16 protein-coding genes are annotated in these 20,037 nt (G+C 36.5%); 12 read left to right on the forward strand and 4 right to left on the reverse strand.

Going from position 1 to position 20,037, the window contains the following annotated elements; genetic code table 11:
* The first annotated feature begins 823 nt into the window (after window positions 1–823).
* From ACVWYG_RS17815 to ACVWYG_RS17825, 3 genes are all read left to right on the forward strand, one after another.
* Complete coding sequence (locus ACVWYG_RS17815; protein ID WP_457272178.1) at window positions 824–4,066, forward strand: outer membrane beta-barrel protein; 3,243 nt, start codon at window positions 824–826, stop codon at window positions 4,064–4,066.
* Window positions 4,067–4,299: 233 nt separating this feature from the next.
* Window positions 4,300–7,077 (forward strand): TonB-dependent receptor domain-containing protein, encoded by a 2,778-nt coding sequence (locus tag ACVWYG_RS17820; RefSeq protein WP_457272180.1) that lies wholly within the window; start codon window positions 4,300–4,302, stop codon window positions 7,075–7,077.
* A 110-nt stretch (window positions 7,078–7,187) separates the two neighbouring features.
* Window positions 7,188–8,618 carry a hypothetical protein gene (locus ACVWYG_RS17825; protein ID WP_457272182.1) on the forward strand — a complete coding sequence of 477 codons (1,431 nt, stop codon included), beginning with the start codon at window positions 7,188–7,190 and terminating at the stop codon, window positions 8,616–8,618.
* 58 nt (window positions 8,619–8,676) lie between these two features.
* Here ACVWYG_RS17825 and ACVWYG_RS17830 read toward each other — a convergent pair whose 3' ends face one another.
* Window positions 8,677–8,955 (reverse strand): hypothetical protein, encoded by a 279-nt coding sequence (locus ACVWYG_RS17830; RefSeq protein WP_457272184.1) that lies wholly within the window; start codon window positions 8,953–8,955, stop codon window positions 8,677–8,679.
* A gap of 116 nt (window positions 8,956–9,071) precedes the next feature.
* Window positions 9,072–10,265: a hypothetical protein gene (locus ACVWYG_RS17835; RefSeq protein ID WP_457272186.1), complete on the reverse strand. Its 1,194-nt coding sequence runs from the start codon at window positions 10,263–10,265 to the stop codon at window positions 9,072–9,074.
* A gap of 326 nt (window positions 10,266–10,591) precedes the next feature.
* Here ACVWYG_RS17835 and ACVWYG_RS17840 point away from each other — a divergent pair, with 326 nt between their 5' ends.
* Together ACVWYG_RS17840 and ACVWYG_RS17845 are read left to right on the forward strand one after the other, a co-directional pair.
* Complete coding sequence (locus ACVWYG_RS17840) at window positions 10,592–10,744, forward strand: hypothetical protein (protein WP_457272188.1); 153 nt, start codon at window positions 10,592–10,594, stop codon at window positions 10,742–10,744.
* Window positions 10,745–10,821: 77 nt separating this feature from the next.
* Window positions 10,822–11,037 carry a hypothetical protein gene (locus ACVWYG_RS17845; RefSeq protein WP_457272190.1) on the forward strand — a complete coding sequence of 72 codons (216 nt, stop codon included), beginning with the start codon at window positions 10,822–10,824 and terminating at the stop codon, window positions 11,035–11,037.
* Between the two features lie 25 nt (window positions 11,038–11,062).
* Here the strand turns inward: ACVWYG_RS17845 and ACVWYG_RS17850 are convergent, their stop codons facing one another.
* Window positions 11,063–12,823 carry a lysophospholipid acyltransferase family protein gene (locus ACVWYG_RS17850; protein WP_457272235.1) on the reverse strand — a complete coding sequence of 587 codons (1,761 nt, stop codon included), beginning with the start codon at window positions 12,821–12,823 and terminating at the stop codon, window positions 11,063–11,065.
* A 68-nt stretch (window positions 12,824–12,891) separates the two neighbouring features.
* Here ACVWYG_RS17850 and ACVWYG_RS17855 point away from each other — a divergent pair, with 68 nt between their 5' ends.
* Window positions 12,892–13,821, forward strand: coding sequence for a ComEA family DNA-binding protein (locus ACVWYG_RS17855; RefSeq protein WP_457272192.1), 930 nt, complete (start codon window positions 12,892–12,894; stop codon window positions 13,819–13,821).
* Window positions 13,822–14,078: 257 nt separating this feature from the next.
* Entirely contained in the window at window positions 14,079–15,230 is a 1,152-nt protein-coding gene (locus tag ACVWYG_RS17860; protein ID WP_457272194.1) for an acyl-CoA dehydrogenase family protein, read from the forward strand.
* A gap of 174 nt (window positions 15,231–15,404) precedes the next feature.
* Here the strand turns inward: ACVWYG_RS17860 and ACVWYG_RS17865 are convergent, their stop codons facing one another.
* Window positions 15,405–15,803 carry a hypothetical protein gene (locus ACVWYG_RS17865; protein ID WP_457272196.1) on the reverse strand — a complete coding sequence of 133 codons (399 nt, stop codon included), beginning with the start codon at window positions 15,801–15,803 and terminating at the stop codon, window positions 15,405–15,407.
* A gap of 607 nt (window positions 15,804–16,410) precedes the next feature.
* Here ACVWYG_RS17865 and rpsU point away from each other — a divergent pair.
* From rpsU to ACVWYG_RS17890, 5 genes are all read left to right on the forward strand, one after another.
* A complete protein-coding gene (rpsU, locus tag ACVWYG_RS17870; protein ID WP_457272198.1) occupies window positions 16,411–16,605 on the forward strand; it encodes a 30S ribosomal protein S21 in 195 nt (64 codons plus the stop codon).
* 491 nt (window positions 16,606–17,096) lie between these two features.
* Window positions 17,097–17,231, forward strand: coding sequence for a hypothetical protein (locus ACVWYG_RS17875; RefSeq protein ID WP_457272200.1), 135 nt, complete (start codon window positions 17,097–17,099; stop codon window positions 17,229–17,231).
* Window positions 17,232–17,458: 227 nt separating this feature from the next.
* The gene (locus ACVWYG_RS17880; protein WP_457272202.1) at window positions 17,459–18,502 is read left to right on the forward strand and encodes a BF3164 family lipoprotein; all 1,044 of its coding nucleotides are present in this window, start codon (window positions 17,459–17,461) and stop codon (window positions 18,500–18,502) included.
* Window position 18,503: 1 nt separating this feature from the next.
* A complete protein-coding gene (locus ACVWYG_RS17885; protein ID WP_457272204.1) occupies window positions 18,504–19,079 on the forward strand; it encodes a hypothetical protein in 576 nt (191 codons plus the stop codon).
* A gap of 37 nt (window positions 19,080–19,116) precedes the next feature.
* Complete coding sequence (locus ACVWYG_RS17890) at window positions 19,117–20,037, forward strand: GLPGLI family protein (RefSeq protein WP_457272206.1); 921 nt, start codon at window positions 19,117–19,119, stop codon at window positions 20,035–20,037.

The raw sequence follows: 20,037 nt of genomic DNA on the forward strand, positions 1-20,037 counted from the left end.
AAAAAGGAGCTGCCCTAAACAGGCTGGCACAAAGCCGCCTTGAAAAATAAAGATAGAAATTATTTGGAATTCATCACAGAATCTTTAATTGGCCTTAAAGCCAATTAAAGATACAATGGACAGCGTGTAAAAGCGCCCAAATAAGTATCAATAAATGTTTATCATAGATATAGTTTCATTTATTTAGATGATCCGGGCGTTCCTCTGAAGAAGGTCGCGCTTTACGTTACAATCTTTTTGCTCGTTCCTCGCAAGAAGGATTTCCAAGCAATACACACAGGCTAGGTCTTGCGCTAACGATGGGAATGGCATCTTTAATTGGCACCTTAAAGCCAATTAAAGATACAATGGACAGCGTGTAAAAGCGCCCAAACAATCAGTATAACAAGCTTAGCTAGATTAAAAGTGTAATTTAAATAATTTAGGCGTTCCCTTGAACACAGGTTGGGGACTTGTCTAACTAGAAATCAAACCTGTTTTCGCCAAACAACTTAAATTAATAATAATACTTCAACTTAACATCGGGAAGAAAGATCGCTTTTGCGCTTTATGTCTATTTTTAATGGAGCGAATAGTGGCTAACTTGAGCTGCGGTGCCATGTGCAAATGCCTAAAATAAAAATTTAACATTAATTTAACATCAGGTTTACCTGTTGACCATGCCTTCCTTTTCGTCTGAACTGCAATTATTTGCCAAAAACACATGGTTAAGTAATCTTCGGATGTGCGTAAATAAAATCAAAATTCAATTAAACTTAATTTTTTGTTAATATTTAGTTAATGCCGGGAACGTTTTTTTGTGATCAAAATAAGTACAAGAAAAATGAAACAACGCATACTTTCACTTTTAACCTTTTTAACTGTATTTGTTGGTTTTGCAAGCGCGCAAATCACGACATCTGGAATTATTGGGAAGATAAAAGACAATAAGGGAATAATTCCGGGCGCCACCGTTGTTATGCTTCATGTGCCCACAGGCACGGTGTCTAAAGCCTCATCAAACGAGTTTGGCATCTATCGTATTGGAAACTTAAATCCGGGTGGACCATATAAAATTACTGTTACTTATGTTGGCTATAGTCCGATGGTGAAAGATAACATCTATTTAACATTGGGAGCGGAACAAAAATTAGATGTGACCATAAGTGAGGAAGGCAACCAATTGGCCGATGTAAGTATTAAAGGTACAAAGGGCGGATCGAAATCTGGCCCGGGAACGAGCATTGGTGAAGCGCAAATAAAAACGCTGCCAACAATGAACCGCAGCTTACAGGATGTAACAAGAGTGACGCCGCAGGGGAGTAAGGACAACACTTTTGGGGGTACGAATTTTAGATACAATAACGTAACCATTGATGGGGCGATAAACAATGATGCGATCGGTTTTAGTCCGTCTTTAGGTGGACAAAGTGGAAGTTCAGGTATGCCCGGCAGCAGTACTCGAACAAATCCTGTTTCACTGGACGCCATTCAAGATGTTACTGTTTTATTGGCGCCTTACGATGTTAAAATTGGCAACTTTTTAGGAGGGAGTATTAATGCAGTTACGCGCGGTGGGACAAACGACGTTGTTGGTTCCGTTTACGGTTATGGACGAAATGCAGCGCTTATAGGGCGAAATAAAGCAGGCGACAATGCAAAAGAGCCATCTGCGTTTCACGATTATCAGACTGGTTTTAGGGTCGGTTTTCCAATTATAAAAGACAAATTGTTCTTTTTTACAAACGAGGAAATTACACGCCGACAAGATCCAGTTATTTTGGCTGCTGGCTCGCCCGACATGAAATTGTTAAGCGAAGCAGAAGCGCAACAGATCTCTGATCGGATGAAAACAGCATATGGGCTAGACGCCGGATCGTTTAACAATTACAACATTTATTCTCAATCTAACAAGTTTTTTAACCGTTTAGACTGGAATATCAGTCCGAGTACACAGTTGACAGTTCGCAACAATACCATTTTTTCAAAAGCAACCAATTTAGAACGTGATCAATCTAACTTCAGATTTGGAGGGATAGATTACAAACAAAATAACAATCAAACGTCAACGGTGGCAGATTTGAAAACGCGTTTTGAAAATTCTGCTACAAACAACTTGATTATAGGTTATTCTACGGTTCACGATTTTAGAGATCCACTTTCTAATCCTGCTGTTCCGCAAATTGAGATTTCTGCAAATGGAGGAACTTTATTTTTGGGTACAGATAGAGAAGGAAGTATTTTTAATATGAAACAGAATACCTTCGAATTTACCGACAACTATACTTACAGCAAGGGCAACAATACTTTTACTTTTGGTACGCACAATGAATTTTATAACATCGATTATGGTTTCGTAAACTCTTGGAATGGCCGTGTTGCTTACAGTAGTATAGACGATTTTTTGAATAACAGGCCAAATAGGGTGCGTACCAATTACAATTACGATGACAATTCCCGGGAAAGTATTATTGCCAATCCAACGGCAAAATTTAACGTGAATATGTACAGTGTTTATGGGCAAGATGAAATTCGAATTGGCGATCGGTTAAAATTAACACCGGGTTTACGTTTCGATATGGCCAATTTGCCAACAATGCCAATATTGAGTGCTAAGACCATAAACTCACCTGTTGATGTCAATTATGGAACTACTTATACCTACACGCAGCCGTCGGCAATTAACAATAAGTTTTTAAATAAAGTTCAAATATCGCCGCGTTTAGGTTTTAATTTTGATGCGATGGGCGACCAGAGTCTGATCATTCGTGGTGGTACAGGTTTATTTACGAGCCGAATTCCTTTCGCCTGGATTGGATATGCGTATTACAACAACGGTGTAAATTACGGTGCTTTCGATAAATCTTACACCTACTCCGGCACAAGTCCGGTAACCCCTGCGCCTGGATCAGATCCTATAAAAGATGCATTGACAGGAAATGGCGAAGCGGGTTATGCAGCCAATCAAGGGGTAAATGTTAAGGATGCATCTGGCGCCACACAGGTAGATTTAGTGGATAACAATTTTAAAATGCCGAAAGCTTGGAGAAGTAATATCGGATTGGATTATAAAACAGCCGATGGATGGAAATTCACAGCAGAAGGTATCTTTAGTCAGGTAATTAAAGATGTAGCGTTTCAGCAAATTAACTATGTAGATAATCCTAAATACTTAATTTACGATACGCAGAAGCAACAACCAATTTATTCTGGAGCCAAAATTAATCCGTTATACACAAACGCCTATTTGCTTTCTAATACAGACAAAGGATATAAATTTAGCGCAACAGGCCAAGTAAGTAAATCGTTTCCATTTGGGTTGGATTTGATGGTGGCTTATACGTATGGCAAATCCAAAGACATTGCCAACGGAATTAGAAATTCTATGGAATCAAACTGGCAGCTAAACCAGTCGTTAAGCCCAAACAATGCTGGCTTGGCTTACTCTAATTTCGATGTACGAAATCGAATCATCTCCACCGCAAATTATAGATTGGATTGGAATAAAGACGGAAAGTATGTGTCTAATTTTTCTATCTTCTTCAGCGGCCAATCGGGTTCTCCATATTCGTTAGGGTTGGTAAATACTAGAATAAATGGCACTGGGCAGACGGTAAGTTTATTGTACGTGCCAGCAATTGGAGAAACGGCTAAGTTTTTTGCCAATACGCCCGATGGTGCAGCACAGGCTGCCGCATTTGATGCATATGTTAATGGTGATAGATACTTAAGTACCCGCCGAGGAGATTTTACCGAAAGAAATGGTGCCCGCACGCCTTGGAATGTTCAGGCAGATTTTCGTTTCGCTCAAGACATCCAAGTTGCAAAAGGCAAACATCCGCACGTATTGACGTTAACTTACGACATTGTTAACCTAACCAATTTGGTTAATAAAGATTGGGGTATTCAATATTTTTCTCCTAACACCTATAATTCAATGGCAAGTGTTGGCATAAAGGTAGCCACCCGTGGTACGGAAACAACTTATCCTGTTTACACATTTGATCAAAAGAATGTAACGTCTTATGCTAAAGACTTTTTTGGGTCGCGCTACCAAATGCAATTAGGTTTAAGATACAGCTTCTAAACTTTTTTGTCGAAAATAATTTGCCTTACGATTTTAATAAATCGTGAGGCTTTTTTTTGGAAGAAAACGGCGTCTCGAAAGTAAATAAATCAGTTGTCTAATTTATCTTCCAAGCGTTCGATATGAATTATTGCCTAACATTAAATTAACCTTAGGATAAACTAACCTTAATTTTTAGGTAACATAGGCTTAACACCTCAGCGATACCTTTGCCTGCATCAAATAAGGATAAATTGGAATTACACACAATCATTAAAAGCGGATTGCTAACTGCATTTGCTTCATTTTTTTGCATAGTATCTTATGCACAGACAGGAATAATTGCCGGTACGGTATCTGATAAAAAAACAGGAGAAACGCTGGTTGCTGTTACCGTAAAAATTAAGGGGACAACGAAAGCTATCGCAACCAATATAGATGGAAAATATATTTTTAACAAATTGGCCGACGGTGTTTATATTGTTACGTTTAACTATGTAGGGTATACTGGCAAGGAAATTTCTGACGTTGAAGTGAAGCAAGGGAAGACGACCGCGTTAAATGTGATACTTTCAGAGTCAAGCGGTCAAAACTTAGCGGAAGTCGTTATCAAAGGCAGCTTTAAGCAAGAAAGCGTTAACGCACTTTACGCACAACAGAAAAACAGTGCTTTAATTTCAGACGGTATCTCTAGCGACCAGATAAAAAAATCTCCTGATAAAAACACTTCTGATGTATTAAAACGTGTAAGTGGTGCTACGATACAGGACAATAAGTTCGTGGTTGTTAGAGGACTGAGCGACAGGTATAACAACGCACTTTTAGATGGTTCGCCGTTGCCAAGCACAGAGCCAAACAGAAAAGCCTTTTCATTTGACATTGTTCCTTCTAACTTGGTGGATAATGTAATTATTAGCAAAACGGCTACGCCAGATTTGCCTGCAGATTTTGCGGGCGGAACGGTTCAGGTGTTAACAAAAGATGTACCCGACCAAAACTTTATTTCATTCGGACTTGGCTACGGCTATAATTCGCAAAGCACTTTTAAAGATTATAATTTCGGTGACAGAAAAGTTGCAGACTATTTTACTTTTGGAAATTCAAGCAGAAAATTACCGGTAAACTTCCCGAGTTCTGCCGCAATTATTGGTGGCTCGTTAAGCCAGACGCAAAATATTAACGCATTAAATTCTTTAGATAACCGCTACCTAATCCAGAATAGGCTTGCATTGCCAAATCAAAATTACCAAGTTACGGTAGGAAGGGTGAATGAAATAGGTAAGGCAAAAAACAGGTTTGGCACAACGCTTTCGCTAACTTATAGAAACTCTGAAACTACAGTTCCTGACATAAGCAGGCAGTTTTTTACTTATAATTATTTAGATCAGCAATATAAGTTTACCTCGAACATTGGCGCATTAGCAAATTTTGCATACGTTTTTAAGAGGAGCAAGATTACTTTTAAAAATATTTATAACAGGATTTTAGACGATCAGTTAACAACAAGATCTGGAAGTAATGCGCAAAGCTCAAGTTACGACAATCGGTTTTTTGCATTTGATCTAATACAAAAGTCGATCTTTAAATCGACATTGGAAGGTGACCATCAAGTCGGGGAGAAAAATGCCAAAATAAAATGGAGCCTTAGTTACAGCAACATTAAAAACGATCAGCCCGACCAGAGAAAGGTAAACTACAAGCAAAATAACATCGGCGATCCCTTTTTAGCGAGCAATACAAATCTTGGTTTAGAGAACACTCGTTTTTTCTCGGCCTTATCAGAAGACGTCTATTTTGGTAGTCTGAGCTACGAATTACCCATCGATTGGTTAACTAGCAAGCTAAAAGTTGGCGCAAGTTCTAACTATAGGAATAGAGAATTCAATGTTAGATTTATCGGCGAAGTATTCGATTCCAGTTATCCGGATGCAAACACTGAACGCGGCCGCCCTTTAGGAACATTGTTTGGGAGAGATTTAATTAATGGAGGTGCTTATAAGTTAGACGAATTGCCAAATGGTAACGATAGATACAAAGCTCATAGTTTTACCAATGCGCTTTACGCGATGTTAGATAGCAGAATTACAGAAAAGTTAAGAGTAGTTTACGGCGTGAGGGCAGAAAAGTTTGATTTAGGTCTTACAACTTTTGCTTCTGCAGCAGACGTGGCCACATTAAATAATTTTGATGTGCTGCCTTCGGCTAACTTCACTTATGCATTAACTCCAAAGGCTAATCTTAGAGCATCTTATTACAGAACCCTTGCCCGCCCAGAATTTAGGGAGCTAGCTCCTTTTGCATACTATGATTATGAAGAAGCATTATCTGTAAATGGCCAACCAAATTTAAAGCGTTCTCTGATAGATAACGCAGATTTGAGGTATGAATTGTACCCATCTGCTGGGCAGATTTTTTCAGTGTCTGTTTTTTATAAAAAATTTCAGAATGCCATAGAGAATTTTGTAAATACCGCAAACTCTACTCCAGTTAAATCTTATTTTAACTCCAAGCAGGCAAATGTTTATGGAGCGGAGTTTGAAATACGCAAAACCCTAGATTTTATTGGAGCGAGTGATTATTTAAAAAACGCTACATTTTATACGAACTTATCCGTAAGCAAATCTAGTGTTAAAGAAGTAGATTTAAATAAAAACACCAGAGATAGACCACTAACCGGCCAATCTCCCTACATATTAAATGCGGGTTTGCAAGAAAGTTTAATAGATAATCGATTTACCGTAAACGTATTATACAATATAATTGGCAGCCGTTTATATAGTGTTGGGGGTGATAAAATCGGTGATATTTACGAAAACTCTAGAGGAAGTTTGGACGCGCAACTTGGTTTAAAGGTATTTAAAAATAGGGGAGAGTTTAAATTAAATGCTGCCAATATTTTAAATGCCTACAGTAATTTCTACGAGGTAGATGCTACAAATAGCAATCATCAACTCTCAGACTCGAGAGGCACCTACAAAAAGTTTAAGACAGGTACAGACCTCTCAATCTCTTTCAACTATAATTTTAAGTAGAATAACACGGCTAGACAAATTTAAAATATAACAACATCATCAACTCAAATTAACACACACTTAACTTACAGCATCTATTTTTGCTGAAAATTACAAAACAAATGAAAATCATGAAAAAACAAGCATTATTCTTTGTATCTGCAATAGCAATATTATTTGCAAGCTGCGGAAAAACTAGCGTTGTAGATCCAAATCCAGTAGATCCAGGAAACGGAATTCAAGTTGCTGTTAAAGCAGACATTACTACCAGTACAACTTGGACTGCAGATAAAATTTACACACTTTCTAGCATAATTTATGTAACGAACGGTGCTACATTGACTATAGAGCCGGGAACAATTATAAAAGGTGCGAAATCAGTTTCTGGAGCCGGCTCATTAGTAATTACAAGAGGTTCAAAAATAATGGCTGTTGGCACCGCGGATAAGCCAATTGTATTTACCTCTGCGCAACCTGTTGGCCAAAGAGCTGCACAAGATTGGGGTGGCGTTATCCTATTGGGTAAAGCGCCTGTAAATCAAGGAAACGACAATCAAATTGAAGGTATTAGTGCTGGTAATGCAAACGCTTTATATGGTGGTACAGATGCTGCAGATAATTCTGGAACCATGAAATATGTTCGTATAGAATTTGGTGGTGTTCCACTTTCTCCAGATAACGAGATAAACGGCTTAACCTTTGGCGGAGTTGGTTCCGGAACTACTATTGATTACATAGAAGTTTATCGTTCAGGCGATGATTCTTACGAGTGGTTTGGTGGAACAGTAAATGCAAAGCATTTGATGGCCATTGGTGGACTAGATGACGATTTTGATACAGATTTTGGTTTTTCAGGTAAATTGCAATTTTGTGTTGGTCAGCGTTATCCAACAATTGCAGATGTATCTGGTTCTAACGGTTTCGAATCTGATAACGATGGCGACGGTAGCAACAAAACTCCAAAAACTAGCGCAATTTTTTCTAATATGACTATGGTTGGACCTTATGCAGGTGGTTCTGGCGTAAAAAATGTAAACGCAAATTATCAACATGCTGCTCAAATTCGTCGTAACTCTGCTTTAAGCACTTTTAACTCAGTATTTGTGGGTTACGTAGATGGTATTTATATAGATGATTCTAAAGTGGCAACTGCGGGAGCAACTTCTACTAATTACACATTAGGATTATTAACCTTCAGCAACAATATTGTTGGATATGTTAAAAATACTTCAAATGCAGTTAAAGGAGAAAACAAAGCTTTGTTTGAAATACAACTAAGAGCTGCAAACATGTTCGATAATACGTTGGTTGGCAGTACATTGTTTACTGCACCAACCAAAATTGCCTCTGGGTTTGCAGATGCTGGTACACCTAACTTCCTGCCTATTGCAGGTTCACTTGCCGCAAGTGGAGCATTATTTACAGATGCAAAAATAGCCAATGATCCATTTTTTGAAAAGGTCACTTATAGAGGTGCATTCGGTACAACAGACTGGACTTCTGGTTGGGCCTCTTTTGATCCTCAGCTTTTAGCTTACGATGTTCCCGGAAAAGTAAAATAGTTAGCATTTATAATAGTTATCTAAAAGCCGAACAGTTGTTCGGCTTTTTTTGGTGAAACTATTTTTTTGCAGGTTTAGTTGTTGCTTTGGTAACCTTTTTTGTTCCATTTGCATAGCTTTTTGAGTCTTCAATAGGTCCCACTGCTAGTTTAACCTGTTCTAACTCAATTTTTTTAGCCAGCTTTTTTGCAAACTTTTCTATAATTGCAGCTACTTTTTTTGCTTTTCCGTAGTTCGATACTGTTGCAGAAAACACTTCTTGCAACTTCAATTCCAGTTCTTTCTTTAGTTTTTTAGCTTCAATAGCTTTCGTTGACTTTGATGTCTGTTTCTTCATTTTAATTAATTTTTGAACAACCTCAATATAAATATTAAAAAGGTTGCCTAACGTTATATTTGTGTTAGCAAAGTTATAATTTATATGATGTGCATTGGTGATGATAAGCTTAATATTTATGGCTGATAAGCATAAACCACTTCATATTTTTGATTTTTTAGCGAAGCAGAAAGTGCCCCAATTTTTATATTTTCTTTTTGAGGCGTGGGTTCACAAACACTATATGTTTTACCATTATAATAAATGGCATCTCCAACAGGCTTTTTAAACTGCACAGCCATCGTAATGTGGGTGGGATAAAGCATGGCAATCATCGGCAGATGATAGATCTCCTTTACCAAATAAAAAAACAGAGCAACCCTGTCGTCACAATCGCTATACTTGGAAGATAAAGTTTGCTCTGGCGACAGCCGCTTTTCTTTTCCGAAATTCTCTTCATCATTTTCGTATAAAAAGGTGTAGCGGGTAAATCGCATCAAATAATCAACTCCTTTTCGCTCACTCATTCCCTTTAAATTTTCCTTTAATGTGGGCATGAGTGATTGATAGGTTTCTCTACTCAAGGGAATATTAAAATAGCTTTCGAAATCTACGCCCGGATAATTGTTAAATAAGTTTTCTACTTCGTTATTTAATTTGAGCTGAAAATGATAGGCATTGTGTTTATAGATAAAAGTTAATTGTTTAACCACATAGTCTTCCGGCTTAAATTCTGGCATATTTGTAACCTTGTAACTAAATGGGCGTTTCGCTTCTGGTATATCGATGTTTACTGGCACATAGGTTTTTTCTTTTTGAAAAAGCTTGCCATAATCGTGATAGTTTAAACAAGTATACTTTCTATTCTCGATCTCGAAAAAAGGAATGTCTGAGATGTCTTCTTCATTTCTAATGTAAAAGATAATTTGATTATTGCCGATTGCAATTCTTGCATCATAGCCCGATTTACACATTAAAAACCACTTGTACAATGTGTAGCGGACATAGTTGTCTTTTTTTGGGCTAAATTGTTCTACTGTTTTTCTAATGAGCTGATAGTAAACCCAGTCATTTAATTTTTGTTTTTTCTGATAGGCAGATAGTTGAGCCAATATTGGCTGATAGTTGCTGGCAGAAAGTTCAGCGTAGAAATTTTTGATAGACTGACTAGTGAGGGAACTGTCTAATTTGACATTAAAAGTAGCTTCTGCTTTAAAATTAAAAGTTCCATCATAAAAATCGACGCTATGCTGCTGTGCTTTTGCATTTAAGCAAAATGCAATCAACAGAAAACTGATTGCTTTAATAAATATGAAGGCCTTATAATTCAATATATTAACAATTATTTAACATTAAATATATATAAAATTAACAGTATAAAAAATTAATTTACCCGTTCTAGATTGTTGAAATTTTTTTACTTAAACGTATTTTGATAATATATGCTTTACATCCAATTAACATACGTTCGATAGTTTTGTATTGTTAAATATTTGGATCAAAGCAAATATTTGAAGTTAGGTTAGTTGATAAATAAGAAGCCGCACGGATGTTCGGCTTTCTTATGTTTAAAGGTCAACAATAATTTCGATGGCAAGCGGTTATCTATCAACTGTAACACAAAACAACAATATTAGAGGAGTTAAAATTTTAAATCATGAATATAGATTATGTCGTAATTGCTATTGTAGGCCTGGTTGCACTCGCAATCATCCTCTTCACCATTAAAAAAAATAATAAAGAAGAGAAGAAGTTCGAAGGAACGATTTATGAAGAGGAGGTCACAAAAGATAAGCATGACGATTTATAGCCTGTGACCATCTAGCAATCGTCAAATATTTAAGAGAGAACATTAAAACTTAAAGCTAAATTTTTAGTTTATTGCGTATGGAGTTTCCACATGAACTGAAAGAATTATTCCCGAACGAGATTATAGAGGTTCGAGGGAACGCAGAAGCCTTAACTATTATTTTGGGCAAACAGGTGAACATTAACGCTTTTGCAAAAAAGTTGGAGAGCCGTTTTGTCGATCTAGAGTACACCTATGATTTGTTTCTGCATCATGAAGGTAGTCACGATTTTTTAAAGCTGAGCTTAAAATAAATTGCGCCTCGATAAACGGACTTATTTACAAGTTTTTACCAATTTTTTCGATAATTTCTGGAGGTATATTGTGTGTATCCACCAATAGAAATCCATCCAGACAATTCGCAAATTTTGGATCTATATTAAATGAGATTATTTTCGCGTTTAAATTCATGTATTGTCTGAGCAGTACTGGCACTTTAAGATGCGTATTTTCTATTTCCGTAATCAGGCTGTCTAAATCCTTAAAAGAGCCACTGCTGTCTACCAAAGTGTCTGTAGAAATTGGCAACAAATCGGCTTTAAATTTATTTTTCGGCCTAACGTATTTCGCATACTCATAATCGAAATGGTTTTTAATGATGTAATCTACAATAAGCGCTTTACTAAATTGAGAAAAAGTATTGCTGATACTTACAGGGCCAAACATGTAGCGGTATTGGCTATTGTCCATTAAATATTTCAAGATGCCTTTCCACAGTAAGAAAAGCGGCAATGGTTTTCCTTGGTATTCTCGCCTGATCCAAGAACGGCCTAATTCTATTCCTTGCCTCAAAATTGGCAGAAACTGATCTTTCATTTTAAACAGTTCAGATAAGTAGAAGCCTTTTCTACCCATACTGTCTAAAATTTCATCTCCTTTTCCAATTCTATATGCACCCACAATATTTTCCAGTTCCTTATCCCAAATAAACAAGTGACTGTAGTAAATGTCATAATTGTCTAAATCTATTTTTTTGTTAGTTCCCTCGCCTACACCTCTAAAAGTAATTTCCCTCAATCGGCCAATTTCTCTCAAAATATGAGGGATTTTTAGGGTAGGAACGATGTATACTTCATAATTTTTCTCCTCCCAAACCTTAAAATTACTTAGTGTGGCAACTTCCTCTTTAATTAATACCCGAGGCGTTTCTTCAATAATTTCGTCTGGATGTTTGTTGATTTTGAAAAGATTTAGTGGATTGAATATTTTTTTCTCTTTGTCTAACCCAACACCCAATGCGTAAGTTCTTGCACGTAAAAAATCCATCAACTTATTTCCGGTATTCATGTTGGATATTTCAGAAACCCCTATCATTTTACCAACTCTAACTTTGATGGTTGTTCCCTGTTTGTTTAAGAATTCTGAGGGGAGTTTTGCCGTTCGGAGTGTGGGATGTATAAAGCTTAAAATATTAAAAAATACGCCATTATTGCCGTGAAAATAAATGGGAACTACCGGCACTTTTGCTTTTGCAATGATTTTACCAACAATGGGTTGCCACATTCTATCAGTAACTTGCTGGGCATCTATTTTAAAGGTAGAAACTTCGCCGGCAGGAAAAATACCAATGGGAATGCCGTCTTTAAGCATTTCTAACGTCGTCTTTAGTCCGCTGATGCTAGACGAATGCTGAACGTTTTCGAAAGGGTTTACCGCGACGAAAAACTCATCTAAATTTGGTATTTTCTTTAAAATAAAGTTGACCATCACTTTTGCATCTGGTCTTGCCATGCATAAAAGTTTTACGAGTGCCAATCCTTCTACACCGCCATAAGGATGATTTGCAATGGCGATAAAAGCACCTGTTTTAGGGATATTTTTTAAATCATCCTCGTCAAAATCAATGGACACACCAATGGTTTCTAAAATTTTGTCTACAAATTCTAATCCAGCAAAGCTGGCATTTTTAGAAAAGACCTCGTTGATGTCATTAAGTTTCATCAGCTCCATCATTAAACCAGCCAAGCCCGGCACCTTAAGCTTATCAATTTTTGTGGCTTTGGCAAATTCCTCGGTGGTAATGATCTTTTTTATATCCATATAATATTGGTCGATAGCGATGGCCTTTACTTGTAAATCCAAAAATATGATTTATATTTAGATTTAAGATGTCAAATCGCTTTATGAGAAGTTGGCTGAACAAAAATTTCGGGTTTAGCAAGGCAGAATTTAACGGCTTGTTGGTGCTCATTTTCCTAATTGTAATACTCAAATCTGTTCCCTTTTTATATGATGTTTTAAATAAAGATAGCATAGAGGGTGTGGACGTCCTGTCGAACCTTCAGATTATAGAAATTGCTGAGGAGAAACGTTATGACTATAAAAAAGTAGAACACGCTCCTTTGTTTAAAGACAACAAAGCACGTAGGTTATCCAATTTCGATCCCAATACCATCAATAGGGCAGGATGGCAAAATCTTGGCTTATCGCAGAAACAGGCACAGGCGATTGAGAATTATACCAACAAAGGAGGCAGATTTTACGAGCCAGAAGACGTTCAAAAAATGTACACGATTTCTCCAGAAATGTACCGAAAACTTCTTCCTTTTATCAAGATAACTCCTAAGAAGACAGCATCAAAGGAACAAATTACGGGCGCGGTAACTTCTATTACTTTTGAGAGAAAGGCTTTAATCTTGGTTGAGATAAATCATGCCGACTCTACACAACTGCAACAAATAAAAGGCATTGGGCCGGCTTTTGCCAGAAGAATTATAGCCTACAGAAATAGATTGGGTGGCTTTATTAAGAAAGAACAATTGTTGGAGATTTACGGGATAGACTCTGCAAAATTTCTCGAAGTAGAGCAACAGATCGTGCTGGATGCTGCATCTGTGAAGACCATTGACATCAATACCGCTGACTTTACTGCACTTAAATATTTTCCTTATTTAAGCTATAAACAGATGAACGCCATTATTCAATATAGAAAGCAACATGGTAAATTTAATTCCGCCGACGATTTGAAAAAAGTTGCCATTTTGAATCAACAGGTTATTGAAAAGCTTTTACCGTATGTTAGTTTTACAATAGACTAGTCGAATTTAGTCACAACTCTTTGATCGGCTTTGATTTAATGGTTGTGAGGATTGATATAAAGTGTTTTGTATCTTTTCAGAAAAAAAATGTAAACAAAATTGAAGTGAAATTATTGCCTTGGGAAATAACTTAACCTCCTAATTGAACCGAATACCGTTTCGTTCTATCATTTACGCCAATTTTTTACTAGCTAGTTCGTATTTTAAATGCCTAGTTTTGTGTCAAATCAAGTATAAATTTTAAAATTAATTTTTTAATGAGCGAAAGTTATAATTTCTCAGAAAGCGATACGCAACGAGACATAAGAAGCATGGTGAAAGATTTCGCAGAGAAAAATATTCGTCCGCATATTATGGAGTGGGATGAAGCCCAAACCTTTCCAAAAGAGCTGTTTAAACAATTGGGTGGTTTAGGCTTAATGGGCGTATTGGTGCCTCAAGAATATGGCGGTTCGGGTTTAGGCTATCAAGAATATGTAGATGTTATTGTAGGGATTTCTAGGGTATGCGGTTCCATCGGACTTTCTTTAGCGGCGCACAATTCTTTATGTACCGGTCATATTTTGCAATTTGGTACCGAGGAGCAAAAGAAAAAATGGTTACCGAAATTGGCGACAGCAGAGTGGCTTGGTGCTTGGGGGTTAACCGAGGCAAATACAGGATCTGATGCATTAAGAATGATGACCACCGCTGTAGAAGATGGAGATGATTACATTATTAACGGCGCTAAGAATTGGATTACCCATGGCAAAAGCGGAGACATTGCGGTTGTGATGGTTAGAACTGGCGAACAGGGAAAATCTAACGGAATATCTGCCATTGTGATAGAACGTGGAACACCAGGTTTTACAGCCGGGAAAAAGGAAAATAAGTTGGGCATGCGTGCTTCAGAAACAACAGAAATGATTTTTGATAACTGTCGTGTTCCAAAAGCAAATTTATTGGGCAACGTTGGCGACGGTTTTAAGCAGGCCATGAAGATATTGGACGGTGGCAGAATTTCTATCGCTGCTTTGGCGCTTGGTATTGCGAAAGGTGCTTTTGATGCTGCGGTAGATTATTCAAAAGAACGCCAGCAGTTTGGAAAGCCAATCGCAAGCTTTCAAGGCATTAGTTTTAAGCTTGCAGATATGGCTACAGAAATTGAAGCCGCAGAATTGCTGATAAGACAAGCTGCGGATTTAAAAAATAGACATAAACCGATGACCAAAGAATCTGCAATGGCAAAATACTTTGCTTCAGAAGTATGCGTAAGAGTTGCTACAGATGCGGTTCAGATTTTTGGTGGCTATGGGTACACCAAAGATTTCCCAGTAGAAAAATTCTATCGAGATAGCAAATTGTGTACGATAGGAGAAGGCACCTCAGAAATTCAAAAAATTGTGATTGCCAGAGAAATTTTGGCCTAGTGAATCAAAAAAATTGTAAGGTTTAAAGTAGACAATAAGATAAACACCTACCAAACAAATATTTAAACTAAATCCGGCTGACAGTAAATTGTCGCCGGATTTTTTTATTTTGTGAGACTCAGTAAGCTTTTGCACGCATTTTGCATAAATGCCAAAGCATAAACCCACATTTCCTTATCGCGTAACGGTACTGGGCGTGTCTCTCACAGAAATAATACTATCAACCACAAATACGCTAAAACCACGCCAAGGCAAACTGTGGTTATATTCTTTATAATGAAGTTCATAAAATTTACCACTATGCTGCATCATGCTGTCTGCAACGGCTTTATTGGCAATAGAAAATTCAAACTCGTTATTTTGTATGTTTCCAATGGCCTTAGATTGCAGTCCGCTTTGAATTAACTTGCCTTCATAGGTTTTAAACATATAGCCTTTTTTTACCACATAATTTAATTCGCCAGCTTTCACGCCTTCGCCAAACACAAAGAAATAACTGTAGTAGGCTAGTGCTGCCAACACTACAATTGCTACCACCATAATAATTGAAACTATTTTTTTTCCTGCGGTCATGATAAATTGAATGGATGGTTAAATATAGCCGAAATGTTTTAATTGTGTTTGAGTTTAGAATAAAAAAAATTCTTGCTTATTTTCGGGGAGGTGTTGGACAAAGGCCAATAATCCAAGGTTTTCGTCATTTTGAACGCATTGAAAAATTTCACAAATAGAAGTAAATTTTATACCTAACCCTACAGGTGAGACCGATCTTTTTGTCGAGGCGATGCAGCATTGAGCTAAGGTTGATGACATTCGGGGATTTTGGGTGGTTTTTGGGCGCTTTTACCCGCTTTTCATTGTATCTTCCTTTGGTAAAAACCAAAGGAAGGATGTCATTACAATCGGGAGCGCTAGCGAGGTGCCAAGCAAAACGGATTAAAGGGCAAGGAATAAAGACTGGGTGCAGAGCGATTTGATACTAGGCTTTAAGAACACAATATAACTGCGCTCCTTATTTTTAAGGAGGAACTTGTCGCATCCAAAAGATGATCAAGCTTATTGATACTTATGTGCCAATAAAATTAAGTCAGCTATAATATTTCATAATTCTTTTTTCTATATTTGCATCCCCGATAAGAGGGCAAAATTTAAAAACCACGAAAGGAGGTATTTCAGCGTTATGATTATGATCAACATTAAAGACGGCGAATCTTTGGATAAAGCCTTGAAACGTTTCAAGAAGAAATTCGAGAAAACAGGCGTATTAAGAGAATTACGTAGTCGCCAAGCTTACGAAAAGAAATCCGTAGCTCGTCGTACTGAAGTAAAACATGCTGTTTACGTTCAAAATATGAATCAAGAAGCAGCTTTATAATTGCTGTTTACTCCATAATTAGGTGCCTCCAATTTTATTGGGGGCATTTTTTTGTTTTGAAAAACGGTGATCGGAATCAGAGGTCAGTTCCCAAATTCGTTGATTCTTAAACGATTATCAGTCTCACAATTTTATTCATAGATGCTTAGCGTCTCCGAAGATATCATAGTTGCGGGTTTCAACCCTCAGCATATAGTTTACTTACGTTCCAAATATGAATCAAGAAGTAGTTTTTAAGTTTTCGTTTGTCCTATACTTCTGGGGCCTTCAATTTATTTTGAAGCATTTTTTTTGTAAAGTTTATGTTACATTACATTACATTACATTACATTACATTATTTTACATTATATTACATTAAGGTAATCAGTATAACTTAAACCAAATAATTTTATGAAAAAGTTAACAAAATCTGTATTGCTCGTTGCCGCATTAGCGTTGTTTTAAGCCATCAAGGGCTAGTAGCATTTCTGTTCGCGTAGCAAAGGATACTATGTATTTCTCCGGCTGTTGGGGATCAGGTGCTGAAGGTTCTTCATGTCAAAATGGAAGTGCAATCGTTCTTGGCTGCGAACCACAGCAAGGTTCTACCTGTGCAGGTGTAAGAGACGTGCCTGCGCCACAATAATAAGATATTCCCTAAATCGTGTTTAATATTATTTGTAGCAAATAACCCGGGACATTTGTTACAAATAATATTTTTTACCGCATGTGCAAATCTCTGAAGACATTAAGCTAGATTAAAAATTTGTTTCCTGTTGAAAATAATACCTGATACTATAATTTATGTGAAGTTGATAGTAACTTTTACATAAATCACCTGCTAACGAGTTTAACGATTATTTGATTCCGAATATGTTTAGATATTTCTTAATAATACTTGTATTTTTTTGTGGTTGCAAAAATGCAAAGAAAGTAAAAACAGAACGCACTGTAATTTTTTCTAAGTTCCCTAAACAACAAAACGTTGCTTTACATAATTTAATTAAATATGATAATGGAGTAGTTAGTAGGTTGTATTTAACTGATACTTCATTAATCGCTTATGATTGGAGAGGACAGGGGGGGTATTTTTTTTATGAATATGGTTTACAATCGAAGCAAAACATTAATAAATATATGCCACATGGCCGCGGTAAAGGCCAAGGTTTAGGCTCTTTATCTGCTGGCATTTATAAAAATTCTTTATGGATGTACGACATTATCTTAAATAAGATTATTTTTGCGGATTTAAACGGTTCGTCATCATCTGCCGATGCTATTGTTTACAAAGAGTATCCATTTACCGAAAAATACTATAACATCCAATTTCTAAGCGATAAGAAAATAGTTGCTAACGGCAATTATCAAACTCCAAATAAAATACAAGAAGTTAATCTAAATTCAGGTAAAATTGTAGCCGACTTTGGTGTACTTGATGGTTTGCCAAAGAGCATCCCATTTTATGCCTGGAAACGAGCCAATGAAGCTTTTATGGCTTTAAACCGAACGCAAAACAAAGTTGTTTTGGCTAATCGATTTAATGACAATATTGAAATTTTTGATTTGGAAAGCCATAAAAGTGTTAAGGTTAAAGGGCCAGAAAATTACAAAATAGAATTTGCATTTTTTAAATCCGACGAAAACAAAGATTTAATTCAACGGAACGAAAAAAGTAGGTATGGCTTTGTTCGGGTTATGGCAACAAATAAGAACATTTACGCTTTATATTCGGGTAACAATAGAGATAGCAACTATATTGATTATGCTAAAACATTGTACGTATATAATTGGGAAGGACAACCCATGAAGAAATTAAATTTAGATCGTTACATTTCCGGTTTTACCGTAAGTAATGATGATAAAACATTATATGCTTACGATGTAGTCTCGAAATTTATAGTAACTACCAAAATTTAAAATGATGAAAGTTTATAAAGCCTCCTTCAATCTCGTTTCTTTTCTACTGATAATCGTTTCGTTTTCATACTGTAACAATAGTCAAAATCATAAAAACACCCAAAAGCAACCTGAATCAGAGAAAAAAGTAGAAACAGTAGTTCTGCCAGATAGCTTAGAGGTTTATAATCCATTTAATACGCATGGTATAGATGTTAATGAATTAGCAAAGCGACCTTTGAAAATCTATGGTTTTATAGATGTATCTTGTTCTTCTTGCTTAACTAACATTAAAAATTGGGCTAAAATTGCAATTAAACTAGAGAAATACGATATACCGGTAATTTTAATATGTCAAAGCCAAGATAATTACGAACTGTTAAAATACTTATGCGAGAAAAAAGATATTCCCAAATTGCCTCTTCCATTTTATTTTGATACTAAAAATCAATTTTTTAAGAAGAATAAATTTTTAAATCCGTCGCCTAATAACAATACTGTACTTGTAGATAAAAACAATTTGGTGTTGCTAGTAGGGGACCCAACTCTTTCTGATAACATTAAGGATTCATACTTTGATATGATCAATACCAAGTGAATAATCACCTTTTTAATTTATTAAATCAACCGTATTTATGAAAATTCAAACAATATTGATCCTCGCAATCTCTCTAATTGCTGTTAAAGGTTTTGGTCAAAAAGGCGAACCGGTCATCCTAAATGTTATTTATCAATTTAAACACGTTAACGATTTAAACAAGCCCAGCAAACCTTACCAAGAAGAAATGATCTTGCATTTGGGTAAAACCGAAAGCAGGTATAACAGTTGGACGGAGGAATTAAAATTTAAAAACCCAACCCCAATAAAAAGTAGTGGTGGCGGCGGTGGCAGCAGTGGCAGTGCAAATAAAAGTAGTGGTAGTTTTGGCTTTATACCTATGGTTTTTGTAGACAGTAAGGGGGTGCAAGATTTTGATCTGTTACAACAGCCGGCGGCAGCTAAACTGATTAGAATAGTTAAACTTGGGTCTTATAATTACTTGGTCGAAAGTAAATTACCAACCATAAATTGGAAATTATATGAAGAAAAGAAAGAAATATTAGGCTATTCTTGCCAAAAAGCAGTTGGCAGCTATGCTGGGCGCACGTATATTGCTTGGTTTGCCCCGTCGCTTCCTTTTAAATGTGGTCCATGGAAATTATCAGGTTTGCCAGGTCTGATTTTAGAAGCAGTGGATGCAAAAGCAGAAGTATCTTTTTTAGCAAAAGAATTAAATAAAAGCGATAGTGAGGAAAGTACTGCTGCGCGCATTACCATAATAGTTAGAGTTAGCGAAAAAGACTTAAACCGGGCAACCGTGGCTTTCGAAGATGATCCCATTGCTGTTAGCCAAAGTCAAATGCCCATTGGCAGTACTGCAACAGCACAAATTACCTTTATAGATGAAAAAGGAAATTTTCATGGAGGAGGAGAAGGTAGAAAATTATTTGAAGCCTATAGAAAAGATTTAAAGCAACAAAAACGCAATCCGCTAGAGCTAACCAAATCTAATTAA

It is taken from the genome of Pedobacter sp. UYEF25 (assembly GCF_054061655.1).

Excerpts from the sequence above, each read along its gene's own strand:
- ACVWYG_RS17875 (WP_457272200.1), top strand. The coding sequence starts at position 17,097 with ATGTATTTCTCCGGCTGTTGGGGATCAGGTGCTGAAGGTTCTTCATGT.
- ACVWYG_RS17890 (WP_457272206.1), top strand. The coding sequence starts at position 19,117 with ATGAAAATTCAAACAATATTGATCCTCGCAATCTCTCTAATTGCTGTT.
- ACVWYG_RS17880 (WP_457272202.1), top strand. The coding sequence starts at position 17,459 with ATGTTTAGATATTTCTTAATAATACTTGTATTTTTTTGTGGTTGCAAA.
- ACVWYG_RS17860 (WP_457272194.1), top strand. The coding sequence starts at position 14,079 with ATGAGCGAAAGTTATAATTTCTCAGAAAGCGATACGCAACGAGACATA.
- ACVWYG_RS17825 (WP_457272182.1), top strand. The coding sequence starts at position 7,188 with ATGAAAAAACAAGCATTATTCTTTGTATCTGCAATAGCAATATTATTT.
- ACVWYG_RS17830 (WP_457272184.1), bottom strand. The coding sequence starts at position 8,955 with ATGAAGAAACAGACATCAAAGTCAACGAAAGCTATTGAAGCTAAAAAA.
- ACVWYG_RS17855 (WP_457272192.1), top strand. The coding sequence starts at position 12,892 with ATGTCAAATCGCTTTATGAGAAGTTGGCTGAACAAAAATTTCGGGTTT.
- ACVWYG_RS17850 (WP_457272235.1), bottom strand. The coding sequence starts at position 12,823 with ATGGATATAAAAAAGATCATTACCACCGAGGAATTTGCCAAAGCCACA.
- ACVWYG_RS17845 (WP_457272190.1), top strand. The coding sequence starts at position 10,822 with ATGGAGTTTCCACATGAACTGAAAGAATTATTCCCGAACGAGATTATA.
- ACVWYG_RS17865 (WP_457272196.1), bottom strand. The coding sequence starts at position 15,803 with ATGACCGCAGGAAAAAAAATAGTTTCAATTATTATGGTGGTAGCAATT.
- ACVWYG_RS17840 (WP_457272188.1), top strand. The coding sequence starts at position 10,592 with ATGAATATAGATTATGTCGTAATTGCTATTGTAGGCCTGGTTGCACTC.
- ACVWYG_RS17885 (WP_457272204.1), top strand. The coding sequence starts at position 18,504 with ATGATGAAAGTTTATAAAGCCTCCTTCAATCTCGTTTCTTTTCTACTG.
- ACVWYG_RS17815 (WP_457272178.1), top strand. The coding sequence starts at position 824 with ATGAAACAACGCATACTTTCACTTTTAACCTTTTTAACTGTATTTGTT.
- rpsU (WP_457272198.1), top strand. The coding sequence starts at position 16,411 with ATGATTATGATCAACATTAAAGACGGCGAATCTTTGGATAAAGCCTTG.